13 protein-coding genes, 1 tRNA gene and 1 other RNA gene are annotated in these 23,412 nt (G+C 61.5%); 2 read left to right on the forward strand and 13 right to left on the reverse strand.

The window, feature by feature from the left end:
* Positions 1-59 precede the first annotated feature (59 nt).
* The 5 genes from ACESUZ_RS07165 to ACESUZ_RS07185 all read right to left on the reverse strand — a co-directional run bounded on the left by ACESUZ_RS07165 (position 60) and on the right by ACESUZ_RS07185 (position 5,834).
* Positions 60-773 carry a response regulator gene (locus ACESUZ_RS07165; RefSeq protein WP_215693931.1) on the reverse strand — a complete coding sequence of 238 codons (714 nt, stop codon included), beginning with the start codon at positions 771-773 and terminating at the stop codon, positions 60-62.
* A 4-nt stretch (positions 774-777) separates the two neighbouring features.
* Entirely contained in the window at positions 778-2,403 is a 1,626-nt protein-coding gene (locus ACESUZ_RS07170; RefSeq protein ID WP_373199279.1) for a sensor histidine kinase, read from the reverse strand.
* A gap of 114 nt (positions 2,404-2,517) precedes the next feature.
* Positions 2,518-2,712: a hypothetical protein gene (locus ACESUZ_RS07175; protein ID WP_250787186.1), complete on the reverse strand. Its 195-nt coding sequence runs from the start codon at positions 2,710-2,712 to the stop codon at positions 2,518-2,520.
* A 60-nt stretch (positions 2,713-2,772) separates the two neighbouring features.
* Positions 2,773-4,800, reverse strand: a complete 2,028-nt coding sequence (locus tag ACESUZ_RS07180) for a KUP/HAK/KT family potassium transporter (protein WP_373199281.1) — start codon at positions 4,798-4,800, stop codon at positions 2,773-2,775.
* 158 nt (positions 4,801-4,958) lie between these two features.
* Complete coding sequence (locus tag ACESUZ_RS07185; protein ID WP_373199283.1) at positions 4,959-5,834, reverse strand: nitroreductase family protein; 876 nt, start codon at positions 5,832-5,834, stop codon at positions 4,959-4,961.
* A 214-nt stretch (positions 5,835-6,048) separates the two neighbouring features.
* Here ACESUZ_RS07185 and ACESUZ_RS07190 point away from each other — a divergent pair, with 214 nt between their 5' ends.
* Complete coding sequence (locus ACESUZ_RS07190; protein ID WP_373199285.1) at positions 6,049-8,349, forward strand: LTA synthase family protein; 2,301 nt, start codon at positions 6,049-6,051, stop codon at positions 8,347-8,349.
* A 680-nt stretch (positions 8,350-9,029) separates the two neighbouring features.
* Here ACESUZ_RS07190 and ACESUZ_RS07195 read toward each other — a convergent pair.
* The 7 genes from ACESUZ_RS07195 to tadA form a co-directional block, all read right to left on the reverse strand.
* The gene (locus ACESUZ_RS07195) at positions 9,030-13,046 is read right to left on the reverse strand and encodes a fibronectin type III domain-containing protein (RefSeq protein ID WP_373199287.1); all 4,017 of its coding nucleotides are present in this window, start codon (positions 13,044-13,046) and stop codon (positions 9,030-9,032) included.
* 486 nt (positions 13,047-13,532) lie between these two features.
* On the reverse strand, positions 13,533-14,960 hold the full coding sequence (locus tag ACESUZ_RS07200; protein ID WP_117877202.1) for an IS3 family transposase: 1,428 nt from the start codon (positions 14,958-14,960) through the stop codon (positions 13,533-13,535).
* A gap of 432 nt (positions 14,961-15,392) precedes the next feature.
* The gene (bilS, locus tag ACESUZ_RS07205) at positions 15,393-15,944 is read right to left on the reverse strand and encodes a flavodoxin family protein BilS (protein ID WP_117877200.1); all 552 of its coding nucleotides are present in this window, start codon (positions 15,942-15,944) and stop codon (positions 15,393-15,395) included.
* A gap of 127 nt (positions 15,945-16,071) precedes the next feature.
* Positions 16,072-17,931 (reverse strand): ABC transporter ATP-binding protein, encoded by a 1,860-nt coding sequence (locus ACESUZ_RS07210; protein ID WP_117877198.1) that lies wholly within the window; start codon positions 17,929-17,931, stop codon positions 16,072-16,074.
* Positions 17,932-19,785: an ABC transporter ATP-binding protein gene (locus ACESUZ_RS07215; RefSeq protein ID WP_226812418.1), complete on the reverse strand. Its 1,854-nt coding sequence runs from the start codon at positions 19,783-19,785 to the stop codon at positions 17,932-17,934.
* Positions 19,786-20,201: 416 nt separating this feature from the next.
* An RNA gene (ffs, locus tag ACESUZ_RS07220) (signal recognition particle sRNA small type) lies at positions 20,202-20,297 on the reverse strand.
* 440 nt (positions 20,298-20,737) lie between these two features.
* A complete protein-coding gene (gene tadA / locus ACESUZ_RS07225; RefSeq protein ID WP_373199290.1) occupies positions 20,738-22,519 on the reverse strand; it encodes a tRNA adenosine(34) deaminase TadA in 1,782 nt (593 codons plus the stop codon).
* A 51-nt stretch (positions 22,520-22,570) separates the two neighbouring features.
* On the opposite strand from tadA, the gene ACESUZ_RS07230 reads away from it, so the two are divergent.
* Positions 22,571-22,660 (forward strand) — tRNA-Ser (locus ACESUZ_RS07230).
* A 2-nt stretch (positions 22,661-22,662) separates the two neighbouring features.
* Here the strand turns inward: ACESUZ_RS07230 and ACESUZ_RS07235 are convergent.
* Positions 22,663-23,259 carry a TetR/AcrR family transcriptional regulator gene (locus ACESUZ_RS07235; protein WP_275950408.1) on the reverse strand — a complete coding sequence of 199 codons (597 nt, stop codon included), beginning with the start codon at positions 23,257-23,259 and terminating at the stop codon, positions 22,663-22,665.
* Positions 23,260-23,412 lie beyond the last annotated feature (153 nt).

A 23,412-nucleotide genomic window follows, 5' to 3' on the forward strand; every position in this document is an offset into this window, starting at 1 on the left:
GTAAAAGCCCAAACAGGAACTATTTCACCGCAACTTATAGTGGGATGGCGGATGCCAGCCTATCCCTGGGTGACCAATCGGTAACCGATACCCACATGCGTTTGGATATAGCGCGGATGCGCGGGGTCGGACTCGATCTTCTTGCGCAGCGTGCCCATAAAGACACGCAAGCTCGCCAGATCGCTCTTAGTTGCCGTGCCCCAAATCTCGTGCAGGATAAACTGGTGCGTCAGCACCTTGTCGGCGTTATGCGCCAGCAGGCACAGGAGCTTGTACTCGATCGGCGTCAGATGCAGCTCCTCGCCATCCATCGTGGCGATGCCGGCATCAAAATCGATATGCAGCTCACCGGTATCGAACGAGCCCTCGGAGGCAACGCCACCCGTTTGCGCATACGAAAGACGCCTAAGCGTCGTGCGAATGCGCGCGAGCAGTTCCTCGACCGAAAACGGCTTGGTCAGATAGTCGTCGGCGCCGGCATCGAGTGCGCGAATCTTGTCCGCATCCTCGCTGCGTGCCGAGACCACAATGATCGGCATGCCCGACCATGCGCGCACCGACTCCACCACCTTGACGCCGTCCATATCGGGCAGGCCCAGATCGAGCAGCACAATGCTCGGCGCCTGCGACGAGGCGGCGGCGATGGCGGCATGGGCGGTCTCCACGGCCATATGGCGCAAGCCGTGCGCCTCGAGCGCGGCAACGATAAGGTTGCGAACAGCTGGGTCGTCCTCAACGACCAAGATGAGCGGTTTTACGGCAGAGTTCGACACAGCGCTACTCCTTATCAAACGAAACGTCGGCGGCGGGAAGCTCAATCGTAAAGACCGAACCGTGCGGGTCCGCCGCGGCAACCTCTATGCTACCGCCATGCGCCAACGCAATGGAACGGCAGAGCGAAAGACCCAGGCCCACGCTGCGGTGGCTGTCGGCCAGACCATGGTTGGCGGTATAGAACGACTCAAAGATCCGCTCGCGATCCTCGGGTGCGATACCCGGACCATCATCGGCCACCGAGCACGCCACGCGACCATCGTCGACGCTAATCGAGATCACGATATGCGAGCCTGTGGGCGTATAGGTGATGGCGTTGTTCACCAGATTGACCACCAGCTGCACCATCAGGCGCGCATCGACGTTGACGAGCGCCGGCTCATCGCACGCCACCACCTTAAGGTCGTGCTCGCGCACGGCAGGGTTCACGTGGCGCAGCGCCTCCTCGACGATATCGTCCATGAGCTCGAGCGTGGTCGACAGGCGCATACCGCCGCCCTCGAGCTTGGTGATGGCGAGCAGGTTCTCGACGGTGGCGTTGAGCCATTGCGCATCCGAGCGAATGGACAGAAGCATGCCGCGGCGCGTCTGGCTATCGAGCACGGCGGTGCCGGTCGAGCCCTGGTCGAGCAGCACATCGGCATTGCCCGAAATACTGGTGAGCGGCGTGCGCAGGTCGTGCGAGATGGAGCGCAGCAGGTTGGCGCGCAGCTGCTCGTTTTTGGCGAGCACCGCCGCCTCCTCGCGGGCCTCCATGGCGCGGGCGCGATCGAGTGCCAGCTCGCCTTCGCTCACGATGGCATCGGCAAGTGTCCGCTCCTCGTGCGTCAGCACGTCGGGCTCGGCAACGATAGCCAGCACGCCCACCACCGAGGCGGGGTCGCCCGAGCGCACGAAGCCGTCACCTGTGCGGACCGTCAGGTAGATGCCATAAAACGCCGAGCCGCCATAGGTGGCATCGAGCGGCGTTCCCACATAGGCGGACGCCGAGAGCCGCGGCGGCATCTGCGGCGCCAGTTCGTGCACCGGCGCGGCATCGCCCACGGCCGTGTATGTCGCACGCGGCAGCAGGTCATCATCGTCGGCGTCGGCGCTGTACCACACGACCGGACAGCCCGAAAGACGCGCCAGCTGCGTTGCCATGGCATGGATAATTTGCTGCTGGTCGGCGCACCGCTGCAGCATGCGGTTAGTCTCGAGCACCATATGCGTGCGACGGTCGCTGGCGGCAGCCTGCGCCAAGGCGCGGCGCAGGGCCAACGCAATCGAGCTCGACACAAGCGAGACCACGAACATGATGAAGAACATGCCGGGATAGACGCGGTCGATAAGCGACAGCGAGTAGCGCGGGTCGACAAACAAGAAGTTGTAGAGCGCCACGGCGGCAGCCGAGCTCAGCAAGCAATACAGGCGACTCCAGGTAAAGAATGCGCACAGCTGAACGGCGAACACATAGACGATCATGATGCTCGGCGCGAGACCCGGATGGTCGAGCAGCGCGCCCACAATCGTCGCTGCGACCAGCAGCCCCGCCGATACGCAGGCGTCATACAGAGGAGTGCGGCGCGTCAGCGTTGTGCGCCGCCACCAAAAGTTATCGGCAATATCGCCGTCCGCACGGACGTCCATAGACACCGTACCCCTCCCTCAAAAACAAAAACCACCACAAAGGGGACAGGCACCTTTGTGGTGGTTTTCCCTCGTGGTGGTTCTAAGTGTAAAGCCTTCTACGACCGGCAGTCGCTAGACAAACAGCACGTGCGCGAGCAGGGCACACACGCACACCGCTCCAAATACCAGTGCCACGATCGAAATTACGCGATCGGCCATGTCCATGTTGGCCCGATTCGTAAAGAACCGATCTTCGGCAGCGTCGACACGCGCCTCACGCATCATTTCGACCACCGCCTCACGGCCATCGAGCGCCTTTGTATCCATGTTTACCTCCCCGGCCTCATGCTTATCCATCAAAAACCAACTCCGTGTAGCCGCCGACGTCTACGGCCGCTCGTTGGGAGCCAGGCGCTGCATCTTGTTCACGGCCTTGAACTTGGTGAACAGCGGCACGTACTCAAAGCTCACGTTGGAGTTCTCCAGGCCGTACCAGCGTGCAGGCGTGCCGGCGGCGCGGCGAATGATGTACTTGAGCGTGATGGCCGTACGCTCGCTGGGCTCCACATCGCTTTCGGGCGCCAGAAGCTTACGGATCAGGACGAACTTGAACGTACCGATGTTACCCGGATCCTTGTAGACCGAGTAGTCATGCGTCTGCGGCGGCAGCTCGCCGGTGGCAGCCAGGTCCTGAACAACCTGACGCAGGTAGGCATTGACGCGCTGGTTGATCTTGTAGCCCAGGTACAGATGCACGCGGAACACGTAGTCGGTGCCGAACGTCTCGACCGAATAGGCAAAGGTGTGCGGTTCGTCCATGGTCTCGACATTCACAAACCACCAGGCGCGGGCGCGCTTGGGATGCTTGTCCAAGATCGAATAGACGATATCGCGGTCGATGTAGTCGGTATGGGCGTCCTTGGTCAGGTACACGACGTTGTCGCTCATGCGCTCGTAACGGTCGTCGTCACGCAGGCGCTTGAGCTGCGGCAGGTAGCTGCGCAGCGGCAGCAGCGTAAACTGGCGCTGCTCGACCGCCGTGCCGTTGTACCAGCACACCATAATGCCCATGATGAGTGCAGCCATGAGGATGGTGAAGTAGCCGCCGTGGAAGAACTTGGTGAGCGAGCTCACGAAGAAGAAGCCTTCGAGCAAAAGGAAGAAGGCCGCGAAGATCCACGGAGCAACCTTGAGCTTGCGCTCCTCGTGCAGGTAGAAGAAGAGCAGCAGCGTGGTGCACATCATAGTCAGCGTAATGGCAAGGCCGTAGGCGGCTTCCATATGCGCCGAGTTCTGGAACAGCAGCACCACGATGACGCAGCCGACAAGCATGACGTTGTTGACCATGGGGATGTAGAGCTGGCCCTTGGTCTCGGCAGGGTAGAAGACCTGCATGTGCGGCATAAGGTCCAGACGGCTGGCCTCGGACACCAGCGAGAATGCGCCGGTGATGAGCGCCTGCGAGGCGATGATGGCCGCAACGGTGGAAAGGCCGACGGCAAAGGGACGCAGGCCCGGGGTGAGCATCTGGTAGAAGGGGTTGAGGTCGGCGATACCCATGAGCTCGGGGTTGGCGGCGTTGTTGATAAGCCACGCGCCCTGGCCCATATAGGAAAGCAGCAGACAGCACTTAACGAACGGCCAGGTGGCGTAGATGTTGCCGCGGCCCACGTGGCCCATGTCGGAATAGAGCGCCTCGGCACCGGTGGTGGCAAGGAAGCAGCTGCCCAGAATCATGATGCCCGCGTGGTTGTTGGGGCTCAACAAAAAGCCGATGCCACGCAGCGGGTTGAGGCACAGCAGCACCGCGGGGTGCTGGAAGACAAAGAACAGACCCGTGCCGCCCAAGAACAGGAACCACAGCGTCATGATGGGGCCAAAGGCGTGACCGATCTTGGCCGTACCGATACGTTGTACCAAGAAGAGCGCGATGATGATGGCAAGCGTGATGGCCACGACACGGCCCTGATCGTCACCCAACACAGCATGGACCGCCGGGATGGTGCGCAGGCCCTCGATGGCCGTGGTAACGGTAACGGCGGGCGTCAGGATGCCGTCAGCGAGCAATGCGGCGCCGCCCAGCATGGCGGGGATGATGAGCCACTTGCCGCAGCGCTTGACCAGGCTGTACAGGGCAAAGATACCGCCCTCGCCGTGGTTGTCGGCGCGCAGCGAGATCAGCACGTACTTGACGGTCGTCAGCAGCGTGACCGTCCACACGACAAGGGAGAGCGCACCAAGCACGAACTCCTCCGTGACGCTTCCGATGCCGCCGTTGCCGGCAACGAGCGCCTTGGTTACATACATAGGGCTGGTGCCGATATCGCCGTACACCACGCCCAGCGTGACGAGCATCGCCGAGATACTCACAGGAATCGCAGCGTGCGAGGCTGCCTCCTTGGCCTTTTGTTCCATAAGCCGGTTTCCTCCCAACTTTAACGTTCGAGGGGATTATAGGTAATCGGCCCATGTTTTAATGCACTGTTTTCCCAGCTAGATAAAGATTTATACAGTCTTTAGGCTACCGCGGCGATATGGAATGTGACAAAGGGACTGTCCCCTTGTCACATTCGTCATTTTCCGAGCCAGTTTTTGAACCACCACTCCATGGAGCGACTCATCTCGGCCATAAAGGGACTGGTGTGCTTGCGGGTATAGATGTCCACGACGCGCTCCCCCACCTCGCGGGCATGCGGGCGAAACATCGCATCCATCTCGGCCACCTGCGCGTCCATGGTCGCGGCATCGGCGCGGCGATAGCGTTCCTCGTGTACCAGGTTTACCACGGGGTGCGCGATTGCCGGGCGTTCCTTACGGGGCGTGCCGATGATGAGCATCGACAGCGGCACGGTATACGCAGGCAGATCCAGCAGCTCGGCCACTTCCTCGGCATTCTCGACGATATCGCCGATGTAGCAGCTCCCCAGGCCCAGGGCCTCGGCGGCGACCACGGCATTTTGCGCGGCGATCACGGCGTCCTGTGCCGCGATGGCAAAGTCGCCCAGACCCGGCGCGCGACGGGGCGACTTGCCCGTGCGCTCTACAAACTCGGGCTCAAAGCAGCCCACATGCTCAAACAGATCGATCCACTTGGCATAGTCGACCACAAATATAAGTGCCCAGGGCGCCTTGGCAATCATAGGCTGATGGTCGCACAGGTCGGCCAGGCGATCGAGCGTGGCCTGCTCGCGGATGCTCACGATGGAATACATCATCATGGCGCCCGCCGACGGCGCACGGCTCGCCGCGTGCAGAATCGCTGCCCGCTGCTCGTCGGTCACCGCCACAGGACGGTCGTCGTCATCGCGCGCAAAGGCACGCGTGGACGAGCGGTGCTCCAAGATGTCCAGCACCGCGTTACCCGTAGTCTCGACCGGATAGCCGTTCGCATCCACGCCCGCAGCTCCGCCGCAGTGCCCGGCACCCGTCATACAAACCCGCTCGCCCATAGCTCTATCCTCGCCAATTCTTTAAGAAGCCTTTACGTTTCCGTGTAATTCCCGTCCATTATCGCGCAGGTCGCCACTACATTGCGCCACACCGCCGCACATGCGCGTTAATATGGCTGGTTGTCGTGCGCAGCCCGCAAATGCAGTGCATATTTAGGTAACAATCGGGTAAACCCCCGCTATCGTAGGTTTTAAGTTTGTGAGGAGTCTCAGCATGTTCGCTGCCGCCATCTCGCTCGTCGGTCTTGCGGCGACCGTCTACCTTGTTTTGCGCGAGGCCAAGGCCATTCGCGCTCAGTCGGGCACCGTTGCCAAAAGCGCTCTTGGGTGGAGCGTCGCCTTCGGCCTGTTCCAGCTCTTTTTGACCATTTGGAGCGCCATTGGCCTCGTCGCGCAAAACGAGCCGCTCGCCTTCGTAATGCTCATCCTGACCAACGCCATCCTCACCGGCTGCGCTTGGGCCAGCATCGCCCGCGACCGCATCGCCCCGCGCGTCTTTGCGTTCGCCGGGCCCGACGCCCCCGCCCCCACCGGCAAGCTCGCCCGCCTGCGCGGCGCCTTTGTGGGCAAACCGCTCGTCGCCGCCGTCTTGTGCCTGCTGCTCGCCGGCGTCTTTGCGCTGCTGGGCATGGAGGTCTCGTCCAACCACGACTTTACCTGGGTCTACCCCCTGTGCATCCTGCTCGAGTGGGCCATCATCACCACGCTCATGGTCGGCCTGTTCTTCCTGTTCCAGCGCCACGGCGCAGCTCCCGCGGTCCTGGCCTTTGCCCTCTTTGTCCTGGGCATTGCCGAGTTCTTCGTCATCACGTTTAAATCCATGCCCATCCAGCCGGGCGACCTTTCGGCCATCTCCACCGCCGCCGCGGTCGCCGGCACCGGCTACACCTTCTCGATCTCACTGTTCTGCGTGCTGTCCATGGGCTTTACCGCCATCGCCATGCTGCTATGCGAGTACGCCGGCCTGGTGGCACCGCACCGTCAGAAGGGCGCCGCCAACGCCAAGCGCATGCTGCTCACCAACCTGCTCGTCGCCGTGCTGTGCCTGGGCGGCGTGACCGCGCACGTCACGCTTATCGACTACTACAACACCCTCGGCATCACCGTCTACACCTGGCGCCCGCTCGAGAGCTACTGGCGCGAGGGCTACCTGCCCGCCTTTATTAGTGCGGCGCAGTCCATCAAGCCGCCCAAACCCGCCGACTACTCCGTCGACGATGCCAAGGCCACGCTCAAAAAGTACGCCAAGGCCTACGACAAGTCCGACGCGGCCAAGAGCGACGAGCGCGCCGCCGCAAAGGAGCAGTTCGACAGCGAGAAGCCCACGGTCATCGCCATCATGAACGAGACCTTCTCAGACCTTTCGATCTACCAGAACATGCGCGCCGGCTACGAGGGCCCGAAGTACTTTAAGAACCTGTCCAACTGCCTCAGCCGCGGCAAGCTCTATGTGAGCGCCTACGGCGGCGGTACCGCCAATACCGAGTTTGAGTTTATGACCGGCAACTCCATGGCCAACCTGGGCTCGGGCGTGTACCCCTACACCATCTACAACATGGAGACGACCGGGAACCTGGCAGAACAGTTCAAATCGCTCGGCTATTCCACCACGGCCATGCACCCCAACCACGCGACCAACTGGAACCGCGAGAACGTCTACAAGGACTTTGGCTTTGACCAGTTCCTGTCTATCAATGACTTCCAGGGAGCCGACACCCTGCGCGGCATGGTGACCGACCAGGCTACCTACGACAAGATTCTTGAGCTGCTCGACCAGAACGCCGATCCGCAGTTTATCTTCGACGTGACCATGCAGAACCACTCGGGCTACGATACGGGCCTACTGCCGGTCGACAAGCAGATGCACCTGAATATCGACACGACCGATTTGGACGCCAAGACCGTCGAGGACGGCACGCTCTCCGATGTCGACGAGTATGTCTCGTGCATCGAGCAGTCCGACCAGGCGCTGCGCTACTTCCTCAACGCCCTGAGCAAGCTCGACCGTAAGGTAGTCGTGGTGTTCTGGGGCGACCACCAGCCGTTCTTCCCGTCCAAGTTCAACGACAAGTGGTTTACCGGCGAAGACGACGCCACGCACCAGGAACGTCTGTGGCAGACCGACTACATCATCTGGGCCAACTACGACGTTGCCGGCTGCGACCAGACGAGCGAGGTCGACGACCTGTCCACCAACTACCTGTCCACGCAGCTTATGCAGCTGATCGGCGCACCGCTGACCGACTACCAGAAAGCGCACATGACGCTGCGCGAGTCGCTGCCCGCCATCAACTCGGTGGGCTACGAGGACGCCAGCCTGCGCTGGGCGCTTTCCTCCAACGTCACCGGTGACGATGCCGCCGCCGCAGCCGCCACCAAGGCGCGCGAAGATTACGCCAAGATGCAGTACTACGAGATGTTCCGCGACGGCAAGAACGTGTACACCGAGCACTTCCAGACCGAGGCCAACGAGACCGACCCCAACCTGGCACCGGGCACGACCAAGATCAAGTAGCGGGTCGCTCATAACTGGTTCGTCTGCCCGGCGGCGCGGAACGTAAGGTTCCCTGCTCGGACAGTCCTGCTCGCACGGAGAGCACATTAAGTGCTCTCCGGCTCGTGCGGAACTCGCGATGAACCTTACATTCCGCGTCGCCGGGCAGACGCCTCGGTGTTGAAGCGCGGCTTGTCATGGAGACACCTGCTGAACATATATAAGTTGAAGGCCACGTCATGTGGCCTTTTTTGCATCCGGAAACCGTGTCCCAGAATTCTTGTCTGGAATGGGATGCAGTTTCCGCTTGGGACCCGATTGGGAAAGTGTGTCCCACTATTCAGCTGGATTCCGGGATGTATTTTCCGGTTGAGGCTCGTTGGGAAAGTGCGTCCCACTTTGGGGGCTGATTCTGGGACGTGGTTTCCGGTTGGCTCTCATTGGGAAAGTTCATCCCATTTCTCGGCCTAATTATGGGACGCAGTTTCCCGTTGAGGACCCTTTGGGAAAGTGCGTCCCGGTCCGGGCGCTCAAACTGGGATGGATTTTCCGGATGAGGGCTTGACGGAAAATGTGTCCCGTTCCGGGCGCTAATTGTGGGATGCAGTTTCCGCTTGCGGAGTCTCCACTCAACAGAAAACCCGGGTGGCCTGTTTTTTGGCTACCCGGGTTTTTGGGTTGTCGATATGTTCGACTGGCTACTAGTGGGTCTTGCGGCGCTTGATCAGCATGATGAGGGCTATCACTACGAACGTTGCTCCCGCTGCTGCTGCGGTGGCGACTAGGGCGAATGTTTGGTCGCCGGTGTTTGCGAGGTTCTTCGCTGTGGTCGTAGTCTTGACCTTGGTGTCGATCTTAGCTCCGTTGTCGGACTTGGGCTTGTCCGGGTTCGTCGGGGTCTCAGGAGTCTCGGGGTCCTTTGAGCCTTCGGAATCGGTTGGGCCGGCGGTGTTTACCAGCGTATGGTCCAGGAACTTCTTGGCGCCCGCACTTGCCTGTGAGAACAGGCGGCGCGTGCGGATTGGGGTGGCGTTCACCGTTGTGGGCGCCGTCTCCTCGGCCTCGATATTCACGAGCGTCGTGCCGGTGTCGAGGCCCACGTCGTTGTATCCCACGTGGCAGTAATACTGCGCACCGTCATCGTCTGCGGTCAGGTCAATCTCGAGCTTTGAGGCCGTTCCAGCCGCGAGGTTGCCATCGGCACCCACGAGCTTAAACTCTGTCTCGCCGCGGCCCTTGCGGTACCACATATAGGTCGGTGCCAGCCCTGTTTCGCTATCGTCGGCACCGAGTTGCTTCACATGGCCAATCGCCGAGAGCGTCAGGTGGCTTCCCGCCGTGCGCTCAACCGAAGAGTCGTATCCAAGATCCGACCCCTCCGCAGCATCCGCTGCAGGTCCGCTCACAGTCATCGTCATGCCATCGGGCATGGTCTTGACCGTGATGATTGCCGAGCGAATACCTGTTTCGGTCGTGGATCCATTCTTAACGGCGGCGATGGCGAATCGATACTCCGTATTGGGCTGCAGCCCATCCCACTTGAGCGAGGTCTGCGTGTTGTCGGCAATCTTCCAGCTATTGACGACCGCATCCGCCGCATTGCTCTGCAGCATGCCCACGCCGTAGCTAAAGTCACTCTTGTTTGCGAGCACATCGTCCCAGCTAAACGTAACGCTGGTCGAATCGACGGCGTTTGCCGTAAAGCCCGTCACGGCCGGCGCGTCGGGCATCTCGACGTCCTTAACGTCATAGCCCACGATCCAGAACTGGTCGGTGTCCTTGGTGCCGAGCTTGTCGCCCGAGTCTGCCTCGAACTTGTCGACATCCACCGCGTTGACGCCCAGACGCCACACAAAACCGTACTTGCCCTGCGCGGCCTCGGGCAGGTTGTCGACGGTGCCGCCGTATTCGGTCGATTCACTCGAGGAGTTACCCGTAGTAAAGCCGGCGTTGGCACCAAAGCACAGGCCGCCAAACAACTCGTGCTTTGCGAGCTTCGCGCCCATGACAACGCTGCCGTTCAGCGTCAAGCCGAGCTCGAGCTCCTGCTCCTTGCCCTCCTCGACTTCGATGGTCTGCTCAATGCTCGCCCCCGACTGCGCGGCGGCGCCGTTAAACCCATCGTGCGTGTAGGCGCGCGTTACGCCAGGCTTGCCCAGGCCAAAGGAATCCCCAACGGGAGTCTCGCCGTTGAGCGTCGTTTGATAGGTTCCGGGTTCTCCCGACCGGTTGGTCAAAAAGTAGCTGAGCGGCGTCATATTGTGCTGTTTGGCAATGCGGTCATAGGCCTCGACATTAACGACCGAGGTCTGCGCGCCGAGCGACACGGGCGCCGCCATCACGCCCTTGCCACCAGTTTCCTCATTTTCGATCTCATACTCGTAATAGACCATCGGAATCGTGTAGAGCACGGCCTTGTCACCCTCGCCGGCATGCGACTCATAGCTTACGCTTGCGCTGACCGTGCGCTCGCTCCGGTAGTCATAGCATCCCTCGGCGGCAAAATCGACTGAAGCATTCATCGCGACCAGGGGCGGACCGGTCTGCACCTCGACGGCAACGCCCAACTCGGCGCCAATGGTATAGCCCTGGGATGTCCCCGTGCCCTTTTCCTCTCCGTATGACGTGCCGCCCAACACCAGATAGCCGTATGCCTGCTCCAGATCCTCAACATAGGGCGCATCCTGCAGCACGGCAAGCACGCGCGGGTTGGTATAGACCTTGTAGCGGTCCTTGTACGTGATCTTGACGCTGTCGTTGTCGACATCGGGCAGCGCGAGCGAGATAAATGTGCCGTAGGTAGTGCCGCGACGGTTGCTCTCGCTAATCACCTGCTCCTCGCCGCGGCGCACCTTTCCGTTCTCGTCGAGCGAAAAATGCGAGGCGGTCATCCAATAGTAGTCATCGTTCTTGCGCAGGTCCTCGTCGCGGTGCTTGCCCACCACGGCGATAAAGCTCTCGTTATAGCGGTCCGAACCCGAGACGCTGCCCGCCTTGACGTCGCTGATCCACACCTGTTCTATACCCTTGTGGTCATGCTTGTTGCTGCTGTTGTATTGCTGACCGCTCATGCTCATGGTTCCGACCATGGACCCCAAGCCCTGAGCCCCGCTCTGCGCCGTGTTGCAGGCAAAGTCGCGGAACACATCGCCGCCCACGAGCGCCTCGTCAACCGCCAGCTGCTCGGACAGGCCGTCAAGGTTGGCAGTGGCAAGGGCAATAGGCGCCAAGGTGCACGGATAGCGCTTATCCTGAGCGCTATCCTTCCATGCGCTGTTGGGCACATGCATCAGCCCATAGGAGGCGAGGAGCCCGTCTCTGTATTCCTTACAATCGGAAAGCTTGAACTCGCCAGACTCCGAGTCAAAATACGCGTAGCGGTACAGCGCGCCGTACAGCCCCTTGCTGCCGTCAGAAGCGCCGTAATCAAAAGCGCTGCGTTGCCAGTCATAGCCCGCAAGAATAAGGCCCGTGACGGTTTCACCCGTCTTCTTTCCTTCTTCATCGTAGGCGGCAAACGTGCCGAACGTCGCATTCGCAGCGACCATGGTCTTGCCGTTCGCGGAGAGGGAGATTGCGCCCGCGTCGCCCAGAGCATCGACATGGACGAGCGCACCCTTGGATGCATCCCACGAAAACAGCTCGCAATGCGTCGACTTATCAATAGTCTTCTTGCCGTAGGGTGCCGAGACCACGATGGCGAGGTCATCGCAAAAATCGCGATCGAGGTCGCCGGCCGCTAGCGAAACGACAGGAGCTGACTGAAGCTGCGTCCAGGAGTCGTTCCCGCCCTTGTTGTGCGTGGTGTAGTCCGCGGCGTTACCGGCATCGATCTTGACGACGCTTTGCTTCCAGTTGCCGCCCTCCAAGTCATACATGTCGACTACAGCCTTGCGCACGCCGTTCTCGTCGACATAGCAGCCCGCGTAGACAAAAAGCTCGTCGACGCCGTCGCCATCGACATCGCCCGCCTCGACATCAAAGACGGCGTCGTGCTCTTGCAGGTAACCGGCATCCAGGTACTTAAAACGGCCTTCGTACATCATATTAGTGTTGACCGTCACCGGCAGGTGTGTGTCGAGAGTGCGCGTACGCCCGTTGCTAAACGAGTAGAGGACCAGCTCAACCTTTCCGGCGTATGACTTGCCGTCAATCGTCGTGGAGGAACTGTCGCCGTAGGCACGGAACTCGGCAACGCGGCTCTTTTTGCCCGTGCTGGCGTCGCTGCAGAACTCAACACTCGTGGCGTGAATGCCCGAGAAACCGTTGTTGTCGTTGGCGAGTACTGTTGAGGACTCATTGTTGCTTAGGTACGACCAGGTGCCGCCACCGTAGTCGCTATGCTTGTAGAGATCGCTGTTCGTATCGAAGTTGTTGACGTTTTGCCAGAACTTTGCGGCGCCCCACACACTTCCATAGCCATCGGTGAGTTTGCTGCTGCCGCCAATGTCACCGCGCTCGACGTTCTCGAGCTTGTCGCGCAGAGTGTAGCGATTGCCATGGCTACCGTTAGCTGCCATATAGACCTCGCTGCGCGTGGCAAACGTCGTGGGGGTATCAGTGGAATAGGGCCCAACGGTATCGGCCGGAATGTCCTCGCTCGTGCCCAGACCCAGGGCTTGATAATCCTGCTCGGTCATATCGGTGATTGCGGGCGCGTCTGCCGCCTGGGCAACCTGGGGCGTGGCCGTGAAGCAGGCGACGCTCGTGGCGATCAACGCAGCAAGCGCCGCCGTCCCAACAAGCGGGCTTTTCGACAGCCTACGGATACGGGGGTGTGGAACGTACATGAGGGACCTCGCTTTATTCGAGTGGAGTGGACTCATTTTTGCAAATGATACATCCGATGCCCGATATCACGTGTCTCATTTTCGCCAACGGCGTGTCTCATTTTTGAGAATCCGAGATGCCGCGGAAATCTTATCCCAGCTCAAAGGCCATTTCTGGGATGTATTTTCCGTCGAGTGCCTCATCGGGAAACTGCATCCCATTTCAAGCGTCGATTCTGGGACGCATTTTCCCCTTAGACCCTCAACCGGAAACCGCATCCCACTTTGAGCGCAAATTCCGGGATGCATTTTCCGCTTGAGCCTCATTGGGAAACGGCGTCCCACTTTGAGGGCTGATTGTGGGATGCATTTTCCGGTTTTGCTCTCATTGGGAAAATGGGGACCTCGGACGTTTTTCCGGACCATGTCCCGGCGCTATGCCGCATGGCCCCTCTCCTCGCGATACTCCCTAATGGTCTTCCATCCTAGGTCCTTCTTGAGCTTGCCGTCCCTGTACCACTCGATATATTCGCCGAGCAGGCGGGAGAACTCGTCGAACGGCACGCCGGTCCAGTCCCTGCCCTCGAAGAAGTCGCACTTGAGCGTGCCGAAGAACCCCTCGGCGCGCGCGTTGTCGGGGCTCCGGGCCCTCCTCGACATCGAGCGCACCACCCCGGGGCCGCACGCCTCGCGCCACTCGCGCCCCATGTAGACGGCGCCGCCGTCGGTGTGCACCGTGAGCGGCCGGTCCTCGGTCGGCCCGACTATCCCCACCAGGTCCCTGAGCATGCCGACCATCAGGTCGGAGTCGGCGTGGACCGAGACCCTCCAGCAGATCGGCCACCCGTCGAAGCAGTCGATCGCGGGCGACAGGTACGCCCTGTACCCGTCGAGCCTGAACTCCGTGACGTCGGTGACCACGAGCAGGCCGGGCGCGGGCGCGCGGAAGTCGTGCGTCCCGTCCGCGCGCAGTGGGACGTTGGCCGGGCGCTCCGCGAGCTCGCCCCGGTAGCTGCGGTACCTCGCCCTCCGGCGCATCTGCGCCGCCTTGCGGGCGACCAGGCCCTCCTCGCGCATGATCCGGCGCACGACCTTCTCGGACGCGACGACGGGGCTCTCGGCGTCCCCGGGCGCGAGCTCGCGCCACGAGACGGGCTCGCCGGGTCCCCTCCTGAGGTCGGCGGTCACGGACTCAGGCCCGTAGACGCCACCGCTCGCCTCGAACGACGCGCGCACGCGCTCCCTGAGCGCGGCCTTGGGGTCGGGCCTCGAGATCCTGGGCGCCTGGTCAAGATAGGTGCTCTTCGGGATCGACAGGGTCCTGGTCACGTCCGCGAGCCTCACCGCCGGCGAGAGCCTCCTCGCCGCCTCTCCCGCCCTGTGCTTCTCCTCGTTCGTCAAAGAGCCAGGGCCTGGTGCTTTTAGGACGTCCAACACCGCCAGGGCCTCGGCGAGCCTGACCTCGGCCTCGCGGGCGCGCTCGGCGGGGTCGTCGGGAAGCCCCTCCAGGCCCCAGTCCCGCCAGTCGGTCTGCTCGGGCGGCTCGCCGCCGGCCCCTCCGCGCCCGGTCCTCTCCATCTTGCCCGCGCCCCCTTCGGCTCGACGCTTCCGCGGGGAGGCGGGCTCGGTGCCCGGTCGCCTCGCGGCGAATGCGGGGCTGCCCTCGCCGTGCGAGCAGTGCATGCGCTCCGCCCGGTCGGGCATCTCACGGGCGGTCAGCTCGCCCGCCTCCTCCAGCTTGAGCCAAGCATACAGGTTGTCCTTGTTCGGGAAAAGCGGCAGGCTCCTGCAGGCGGCGGGGGCGGACAGGCCGCTCCGGTGGAACTCCCAGAGAATCCCCTCGCGCTCCTCTTTCGTATACATCGGACTCCCTCCTGGACCCAGATTGGGTCCGAGATTTTGTCCGAGGTCCCATGCATCCCGTTTCTTGACCGAATAATGGGACGCAATTTCCCGTTGGAGCGCCTTTGGGAAAGTGTGTCCCACTTCGACCGCCCAGAGTGGGATGCACTTTCCGCAAAGCACCTCAACGGGAAACTACGTCCCATTCCAAAGGCAAATTCCGGGACGCACTTTCCGAAACCCCGCCCATCCGGAAAGCCCGTCCCACTCTGAATACATCCAGCGAACATATGCGAGCGTGTTGTCCAGAACGGCCTCGTCATCGGGGTGATGGAAAATATCGTCCCAGACGCTTGCCATCGTTGCGCCCACGAGTGTCAAGAAAAAAGCCTCGAGGATTTCGAGGCTTTCACCATTTGTATTGTTTTGCACGAAGGACCGCGAACGGCGAAGCTACTCTCCCAGCACGGCCTTCTTGGCGGCTGCAGCCATGTTATCCAGATCCTCCTTGGTGGGGTGATCCTTTGCGGCAACCCAGTTGTCGAGTAGCATCTTAAATCGGGCGTTTTCGGGATCTTGCTCGAGCATGGCCTCGTAGCGCTGCTTGACCGCGGGGCCCATCTTGCCCTGACACATCGCCCAGCCTACAAGCTCGGCATCATTGGCCAAATTGGAGGTCACGCGATCGATAATCTGCCTAAAATACTCCTCACTGGCCCCAAAGCCGCAGGTGCCAAACAGGAACACGCGCTTGCCGTGCAAGGCGGAAAGCAACGCCGCGACCGAAGGCGTGCACGCGCCCTTGTCGCACCAAAAGCCGACGAGCACCGTGTCGGCCGCGCAGGCGCCCTGCGCCTCGAGCGCAACCTGATCTGCATCCGCATCGTCGCTCAACGCCGCGGCATGGACAAACTCAACACCCGCAGCCTGCAGCGTACGCTTGATCGCACCCGAAACCATCCTGGTATTACCGCTCTTGCTGTTAACCACCAAAGAGCACGTCATAGTCACGTTGCCTCGTTTCCCCCAAAACTAAAGCCACTAATGCAATTTATTAGATGAATATCTTAGTACTAACGTGACAGATGTAAACCACCGTCTGTCGATTGATTTATTTGCCCCACGGGCTTGCTCACTGGGCGAATTGGCTGCGGTAGAGTTCGGCGTAGAAGCCGCCTGCCGCTAGCAGCTCGTCGTGCGTGCCGCACTCGATAATCTGCCCGTCGCGCATCACCAGAATGCAGTCGGCGTTACGAATCGTGCTCAGGCGGTGCGCCACGACAAAGCTTGTGCGGCCAGCCATGAGCTCGTCGAATGCCGCCTGCACCTGCAGCTCGGTGCGGGTATCGATGCTCGAGGTCGCCTCGTCCAGCAGCAGAATCGCCGGGTCGGTGAGCATGACGCGCGCGATGCACAGCAGCTGTTTTTGACCCTGGCTAAACGTGCCGCCGTCCTCGCCGATTACCGTATCGTAGCCGCCTGGCAGCTGCACGATAAACTTGTGCGCGTGCGCGCGCTTGGCAGCTTCGATAACCTGCTCGCGCGTGGCGTCGGGACAGCCGTAGGCGATGTTTTCCGCCACCGTGCCCTCGAACAGCCAAGTGTCCTGCAACACCATGCCAAAGGCGCGGCGCAAGCTTGCGCGCGTGTAATCACGCGAGGAACGGCCATCGACCGCAATGCGACCGGCATCGATATCGTAGAACCGCAGAAGCAGGTTGATGAGCGTCGTCTTGCCACAGCCCGTGGGACCGACCAGGGCAAAGCGCATGCCGGGCTTGGCCTCGATGCAGATGTCCTGCAGCAGCTTGCGGTCGGACACGTAGCTAAAGTCCACATGCTCAAAGGCGACCTCGCCCTGCGGGGCGGCAAGTTCCACGGCATCCGCCGCATCGGGCTCCTGCTCGCGCGCATCGAGCAGCGCAAACATGCGGCGCGCCGAGGCGTACGCGGTCTGAATCTGCGTAATGACGTTGGTGACCTCGTTGAACGGCTTGGTGTACTGGTTGGCATAGGACAGGAAGATCTGCACGCCGCCCACCGTAAGCGCCGCCGGCACGCCCGTGATCACGCCCACACAGCCAATCACAGCGACCACGGCATAGATGATGTTATTGATAAAGCGCGTGCCGGGGTTGGAGAGCGAACCCATAAACTGCGCGCGCTCGCCCGCGGTGCAGAGCTCGGCATTGAGGGCATCGAAGCGCAGCTGCGCGTTGGGACCATAGGCAAAGGCGTCGACAAGCTTTTGCTCGCCTACGTACTCCTCGATATGACCACCGAGCTGCCCTTGAATACGCTGCTGCGCCGTAAAGCTTTTGTTGGAGAGCTTGGCGATGGCGCCGGCCGCAAAGATGGAGAGCGGCGTGACGAGCACCACCACGAGCGTCATGGTCAGGTTAATGGAGAGCATAAACGCGAGCGTGCCCACGATGGTGATAACGCCGGTGAAGAGCTGGGTAAAGCCCTGCAGCAGACCGTCGCCCACCTGGTCGACGTCGTTGACCACGCGGCTCATAAGGTCGCCGTGGGCATGGCTGTCGATAAAGCTGAGCGGCATGCGGCTGAGCTTATCGCTCGCCTCCACGCGCATGTCGCGCACCGTTTCGTAAGACAGGCGGTTGACGCAATAGCCCTGCAGCCACTGGAAGGCCGCAGCACCTACGACGACAATCGCGAGCTTGGTAACGAGCGGCAGCAGCGCATCGAAGTCCACCTGCCCGGCGGCGACGATAAGGTCGATGCCCTCGCCAATGAGAATGGGCGTGTAGAGCTGCAGAATCACCGAGACGGCGGCACTCAAAAACGATGCCGCAAACGAGACGCGGTGCGGACGGACATAGCCCAGCAGGCGGCGGGTCACCGCACCCACGGGATAGCGCTCGGGATCGCCGGGCTGGCGCGGACCGTCTCCCAGGTCGTTGAGGCTATCGTTGCCGGACACGTTGGCCGTCATCGTGGCGACCGAACCGGAGGAAGTGTACGGATTCATTTAGCAGCCCTCCTTTGCGCAGACGGATGTGGGGACGGTCGGGGCGCCTGGGGCGGGCGCGGGCGCCGTACTCCCCTGCTGACCCTCGAGCTCCTCGCGGCGAAGCTGCGACTGGCAAATCTCGCGGTAGAGCTGGCAGGTCGTGTAGAGCTCATCGTGCGCGCCCAGGCCCGCAACCGAGCCGTGGTCGAGTACGCAGATCATGTCGGCATCGCGAACGGTCGAGACACGTTGGCTCACGATGACGGTCGTGAGCGGCAGCCCGCCCTCGGCGGCACCGCGCACACTGCGCTCGCGGATGGCATGGCGAAGCGCCGCGTCGGTCTTAAAGTCGAGCGCCGAGGCAGAATCGTCCATGATCAATATCTGAGGCGAGCCCACCAGGGCGCGCGCGATGGTCAGGCGCTGGCGTTGGCCACCGCTAAAGTTCTTACCGCCCGCCTCGACCGGGGTATCGAGCCCCTGCGGCTTGTTGCGCACGAACTCGCTCGCCTGCGCCATGTCGAGCGCCGCCCAGAGATCCTCGTCGGTCGCAGCCTCGTCGCGCCAGGTCAGGTTGCTGCGGATGGTGCCGCTCACCAGCGACGCACGCTGTGGAACGGTCGCGACCACACGGCGCAGCTGGTCGAGCGGCCAGGTGCGCACGTCGGCGCCCATCACACTCACGCTGCCGGTGCTCGCATCGTACAGGCGCGGGATAAGCGAGACGAGCGTGGACTTGCCGCTACCCGTACCGCCGATAATGCCAAGCGTCTTGCCCAGCGGGAGCTCCAGGGTCACATCGTTGACGGCATTTGCCGCGCCCGCGCCAAAGGAGAAGCTCGCATGGCTCAAGCCCAGCGCAGGAACGGGAGCGACATTGCCCGGCTTGGGCAGCGCGACCGGCTGGTTGCCCTCGTCGGTGATGCTCGGCACGCAATTGAGCACCTCGTTGATACGTGACGCACTGGCGCTCGCCTTGGTAAAGACCACGACCAGGTTGGCGACGTACACGATGGAGGTCAGGGTCTGCGTCATGTAGTTCACAAACGCCATGACCTGGCCCTGCGTGAGCTCGCCCACGTTGACCTGAATGCCGCCCACCCACAGGATGGCGCACACACCCAGGTTCATCACCAAAAACGTCACGGGGTTGAGAACCGACGAGAGCTTGCCCACCGCGATGGCGGTATTGGCCTGGTCATCGGCGGCTTGGGCAAAACGCTCACGCTCGTGGCCCTCGCGCACAAAGGCGCGAACCACGCGGGCGCCCGAAAGCCCCTCGCGGCAAATGAGCGCGATGCGGTCGAGCTTTGCCTGCAGCTGCCTGTAGTACGGAATGCAGCGCGCCATGACAAACCAAAACACCAGGCCGATGGCGGGCGTGCAAATCAAAAAGATGATGCCGAGCTTAAGGTCGATGGCAAGGGCCGCGACCATGGAGCCCACCGCTAGGAAGGGCCAGCGGATGAGCATGCGCACGCCCAGCGCCACAGCGAGCTGCACCTGGTTGACGTCGTTGGTGATACGCGTGATGAGCGACGGCGTGCCAAAACGGTCGAGTTCGGCATAGCTCAGCTTGTTGATATGCTGGTAGAGCGCGCCACGAATGTCGGTGCCCATGCCCTGCGAGGTGAGCGCCGCCATCTTTTGGCAGACGAGCGTAAACGAGATGCCGATCACAGCCATGGCGGCAAGCAGCATACCGTAGTGGATAACGGCGTTCACGTCGTGCGCCCCAATGCCCTTATCGATCATCTGGGCAATCACCAGCGGCGTCAGCAGGTCAAAGATTACTTCAATCAACTTGCACGCAGGACCAATCACCATATACCGGCGAAACTTACCACCAAAACGCCTGAGCAGCTCAATCATGTATAGGCGCTCCCTATCATCATTCACATTCAATTCGAACCATGATAGTACCGCCACCCCAAAAGAAGCGTAAACAACTCAACAGGGATTCGAATCCTTAGACAGGTAAGAACCAGTACCTCGGCACAGCCAACGACCGGTACTCCACACGAGATAAAATTCAGATAAATGCGCCTTTGCAGGAGCCTCTTGGACCATGTAGCAGCCGATGTTTTGGCAACGCCAGCGAGCGGCATAACGTCAGGAATTCAATTATCAGATAAATGTGACCCTTCAGGCGGTTTTGGTCGGCTACCCGCGAGTGCCGGCAGGGCGCTTGGTAGTCGAGCGATCCCGCAGGCAAAGCCGAGGACCAGCGAGACACCAAGCGCCCTGCCGGCACTCGCGGGTAGCCGCGGCACCAAAAAGCGCCTGCGCACTCGATGGATCCGGATGCCCGACAGAGGCTCCTTATGGCTGCTTCCTTCCGGACCTGACCAGATTCGGAACATGTCGTCATCCGAACCCATCGAACGCGCTAGGCGCTCGGTATATCTTACCCGCTCCAGCCCGATGGGGCAAGGTAGCTAATTTGGGACGGGGCTTTTGACTACTTGGGCAATCAGATCGACAGGTGGTCAAATAAGCCCCGTCCCAAAAAGACTGGTCTGCTGCCATGCCACAAAAGGGGCCTATCTACTACGTTTAGGCCGCAGGGGTCAACCATAGCCGGCTTTTTCGAAAATCGGCAAGCTTTCTACCTGCGGTTTTAATTTCACAAAATCCGGGATGGTCGAGGGTGCTCGGCTAAACGTAGTAGATGGCCGCATTTCATGGCGGACGGTCCGACCCAAGGCCCAAGGCGGCCAGCCTCGGATAGCCATTCTCGATGTTGCGGTGGAATAGTTCCCGTTTTTGCCGCCTGAGCCGCCAAACAGGAACTATTCCACCGCAACTTATAGGGAGTTGGGTTTTAGAGGCGGGCGAGGTCGTAGGATTGGGCGGCTGCTTCGCCGGCGCAGATGAGGTTGGTTGTGGCTTCTTGCGGATCGAGTGCCTGTTCCAGGTCCATGGGCTTGCGGCAGATCGGAAGCACCAAGTCGATGCCCTGCACACACACCGCATCCAGGTTGTCAGCGCGACCGCCCACGACAGCGATCACCGGTTTGCCACACCGCTTGGCACGGCGCGCCACGCCCACCGGCGCCTTACCGGCGGCGGATTGCTCATCCATATTGCCCTCGCCTGTAATGACCAGGTCGACATCGCGCACGCGCTCGTCAAACCCCACGAGATCGAGCACCGTCTCCACACCCGAGCGTACCTCCGCGCCGAGCGCCAGCAACGCCGCGCCCAAGCCACCGGCAGCGCCCGCGCCGGGCACGCCAAGCACCGAGCCAAATGTCCGTGCGTTCTCGGGTGTGCGCAACAATCCCTGGGCTCGCGCCTCGAAAATTGCCGCATCGAGCAGGCGACCGTAGCCGACCATCCAGCCGTCGTATCTGCGCAGCACCTCGACATCATCCGCCGGCAGGCCCTTCTGCCCGCCAAACACCGCCAGTGCGCCTCGACGCCCCACGAGCGGATTCTCGACATCGGAAAGCACAACGATACGAACATCATCCAAAGCCTGCAGCGCTGGCGCCAAATCGACGCTCGCCACCTGCTTAAGGCCGGCAAGACCGGGGGCGACATCGCATCCCTGATCATCGACCACACGCGCGCCCAGCGCCTGCAGCATGCCGGCGCCACCGTCGTTGGTGGCACTGCCGCCCAGACCAATATAGATAGTCTTTGCCCCGGCGCGAACCGCACGGAGTATCAGCTCGCCCACGCCATAGGTCGAAGCCGCAAGCGCCGCCGATTCCGTGCAGGGTGAATACCCAATACCCGCCGCCTCGGCCATCTCAATTACAGCCGAGTCGCGCTCGTCGTCCACCAGCATCCGGGCAGACACGCGGTCGCCCAAGGGACCTGCCACCTCGCAGGTCACAATCTCACCGCCGCACGCGGCAACGGCATCGAGCGTCCCCTCGCCGCCATCCGCCAGCGGCAATGCGGCCACCTGGGCATCGGACCACACACGGCGCATGCCCTCGGCAACCGCCGCCTCCGCCTGGGCACTCGACACGCTGCCCTTAAAGGAGTCGATCGCCAACAGCACACGGCGGGGTCGGCGGCACGCAGGACCAAAGTCAACCGCCGTGCCAGCATCCTCACCGGCACCTGCAAGCGCTGCGGCGTGAGCGGCGTGTGCTTCAAGATCGGCCCCACAACCGCAATCAGCGCCGCCCGCTCCGCGCAGACCGCCAAAATAGCTACTCAGCAGCTCGCGGCATTCATCCGCCAGGACCCCAGCCGTCACGTTAAACCGATGATTCAGGCGCGAGTCGGCATTCAAATCGTATAGGGATCCCAACGCGCCCGCCTTGGCGTCGCTCGCGCCATACACGCAGCGCCCCACGCGCGCGTTGACCATAAGGCCCGCGCACATGCAGCAAGGCTCGAGCGTCACGTAGACCGTGCAATCGGAAAGGCGCCAGCGACCGAGCGACCGAGCGGCAGCGCACAGGGCCGCGAACTCTGCATGAGCCGAAGGATCCTGATCGAGCTCGCGACGATTATGCGCCCGCGCGACAACCTCGCCGTCGCGCACCACTACGGCTCCGATGGGCACCTCGCCCACCGCCGCGGCGGCTCGCGCCTCGGCCAGCGCCTCGCGCATGAACTTCTCGTCGATTTCGGTGATCGTCATCGTTCGCCTTCCCTGTTGCAAATTCAAAACGATGCTATCATTACGACTCACGGAGAGATGGCAGAGCGGTTGAATGCGGCGGTCTTGAAAACCGTTGAGCGCGAGAGCGTTCCGGGGGTTCGAATCCCCCTCTCTCCGCCACCTTAGTGATTCACCGGCGTCATGGTCCGCTCAAACAGTGCATCGACCACGTCGGCCATCTCGGGTCGACGCTCAAGATCGTGGCCCGATTCCCACCAATTTGTGAACAACCGAATAATGCCACCGGCGATAAACTCAGACGTCGTCTCGAGTGACACGGGGGCCAGGGCATCCTCGGCAAGCACGTTCATCACACGCTCGCGGATGGAGCGGGCAATGCGGTCGCAAATAACGTTGGTCAACATGCCCGACATGCTGCTTGCCAAAATGTTATCCATGAGCCGCTCGTGCGCCAGAATCAAATCCATGGCATCGTCCAAAATCGCGTGCCGAAGCGCGCGCACGTCCTCGGCAGATACCACGCCGGCCTCATCGGGCTGTTTTTGCGGCAAGCCCGACATGAGCTCATCGATATAAAAGGCAAAGTAATCGTTCTTGTCGCGAAAGTGCTTGTAGAACGTCGTGCGGCGAATCATGGCGCGGTCGCACAGCATGGCAACCGTCAGGTCCTCAAAACGATGCTCCTCGAGAAGCTCGGTAAAGGCATCGAACAGGGCGCGGTAGGTTTTCTTGATGCGAAGGTCCACTGGTATCGCCATCCTCAGGGCAAAGACAACACTCGTCAATCTGTCGCATATCTTACACCTGTACCTCGCGCGCTTTGCCCCGGTGCCGAGGTTGATTTTCAATCTCAACGCAACAGCCTGAACGGACCCCGCGTTTCCGCAGCTAGCGCAACGCGGAAATAGCTC

Origin of the sequence: Collinsella aerofaciens ATCC 25986, assembly GCF_964239575.1 — a bacterium.
Taxonomy (GTDB): Bacteria; Actinomycetota; Coriobacteriia; order Coriobacteriales; family Coriobacteriaceae; genus Collinsella; species Collinsella aerofaciens_BQ.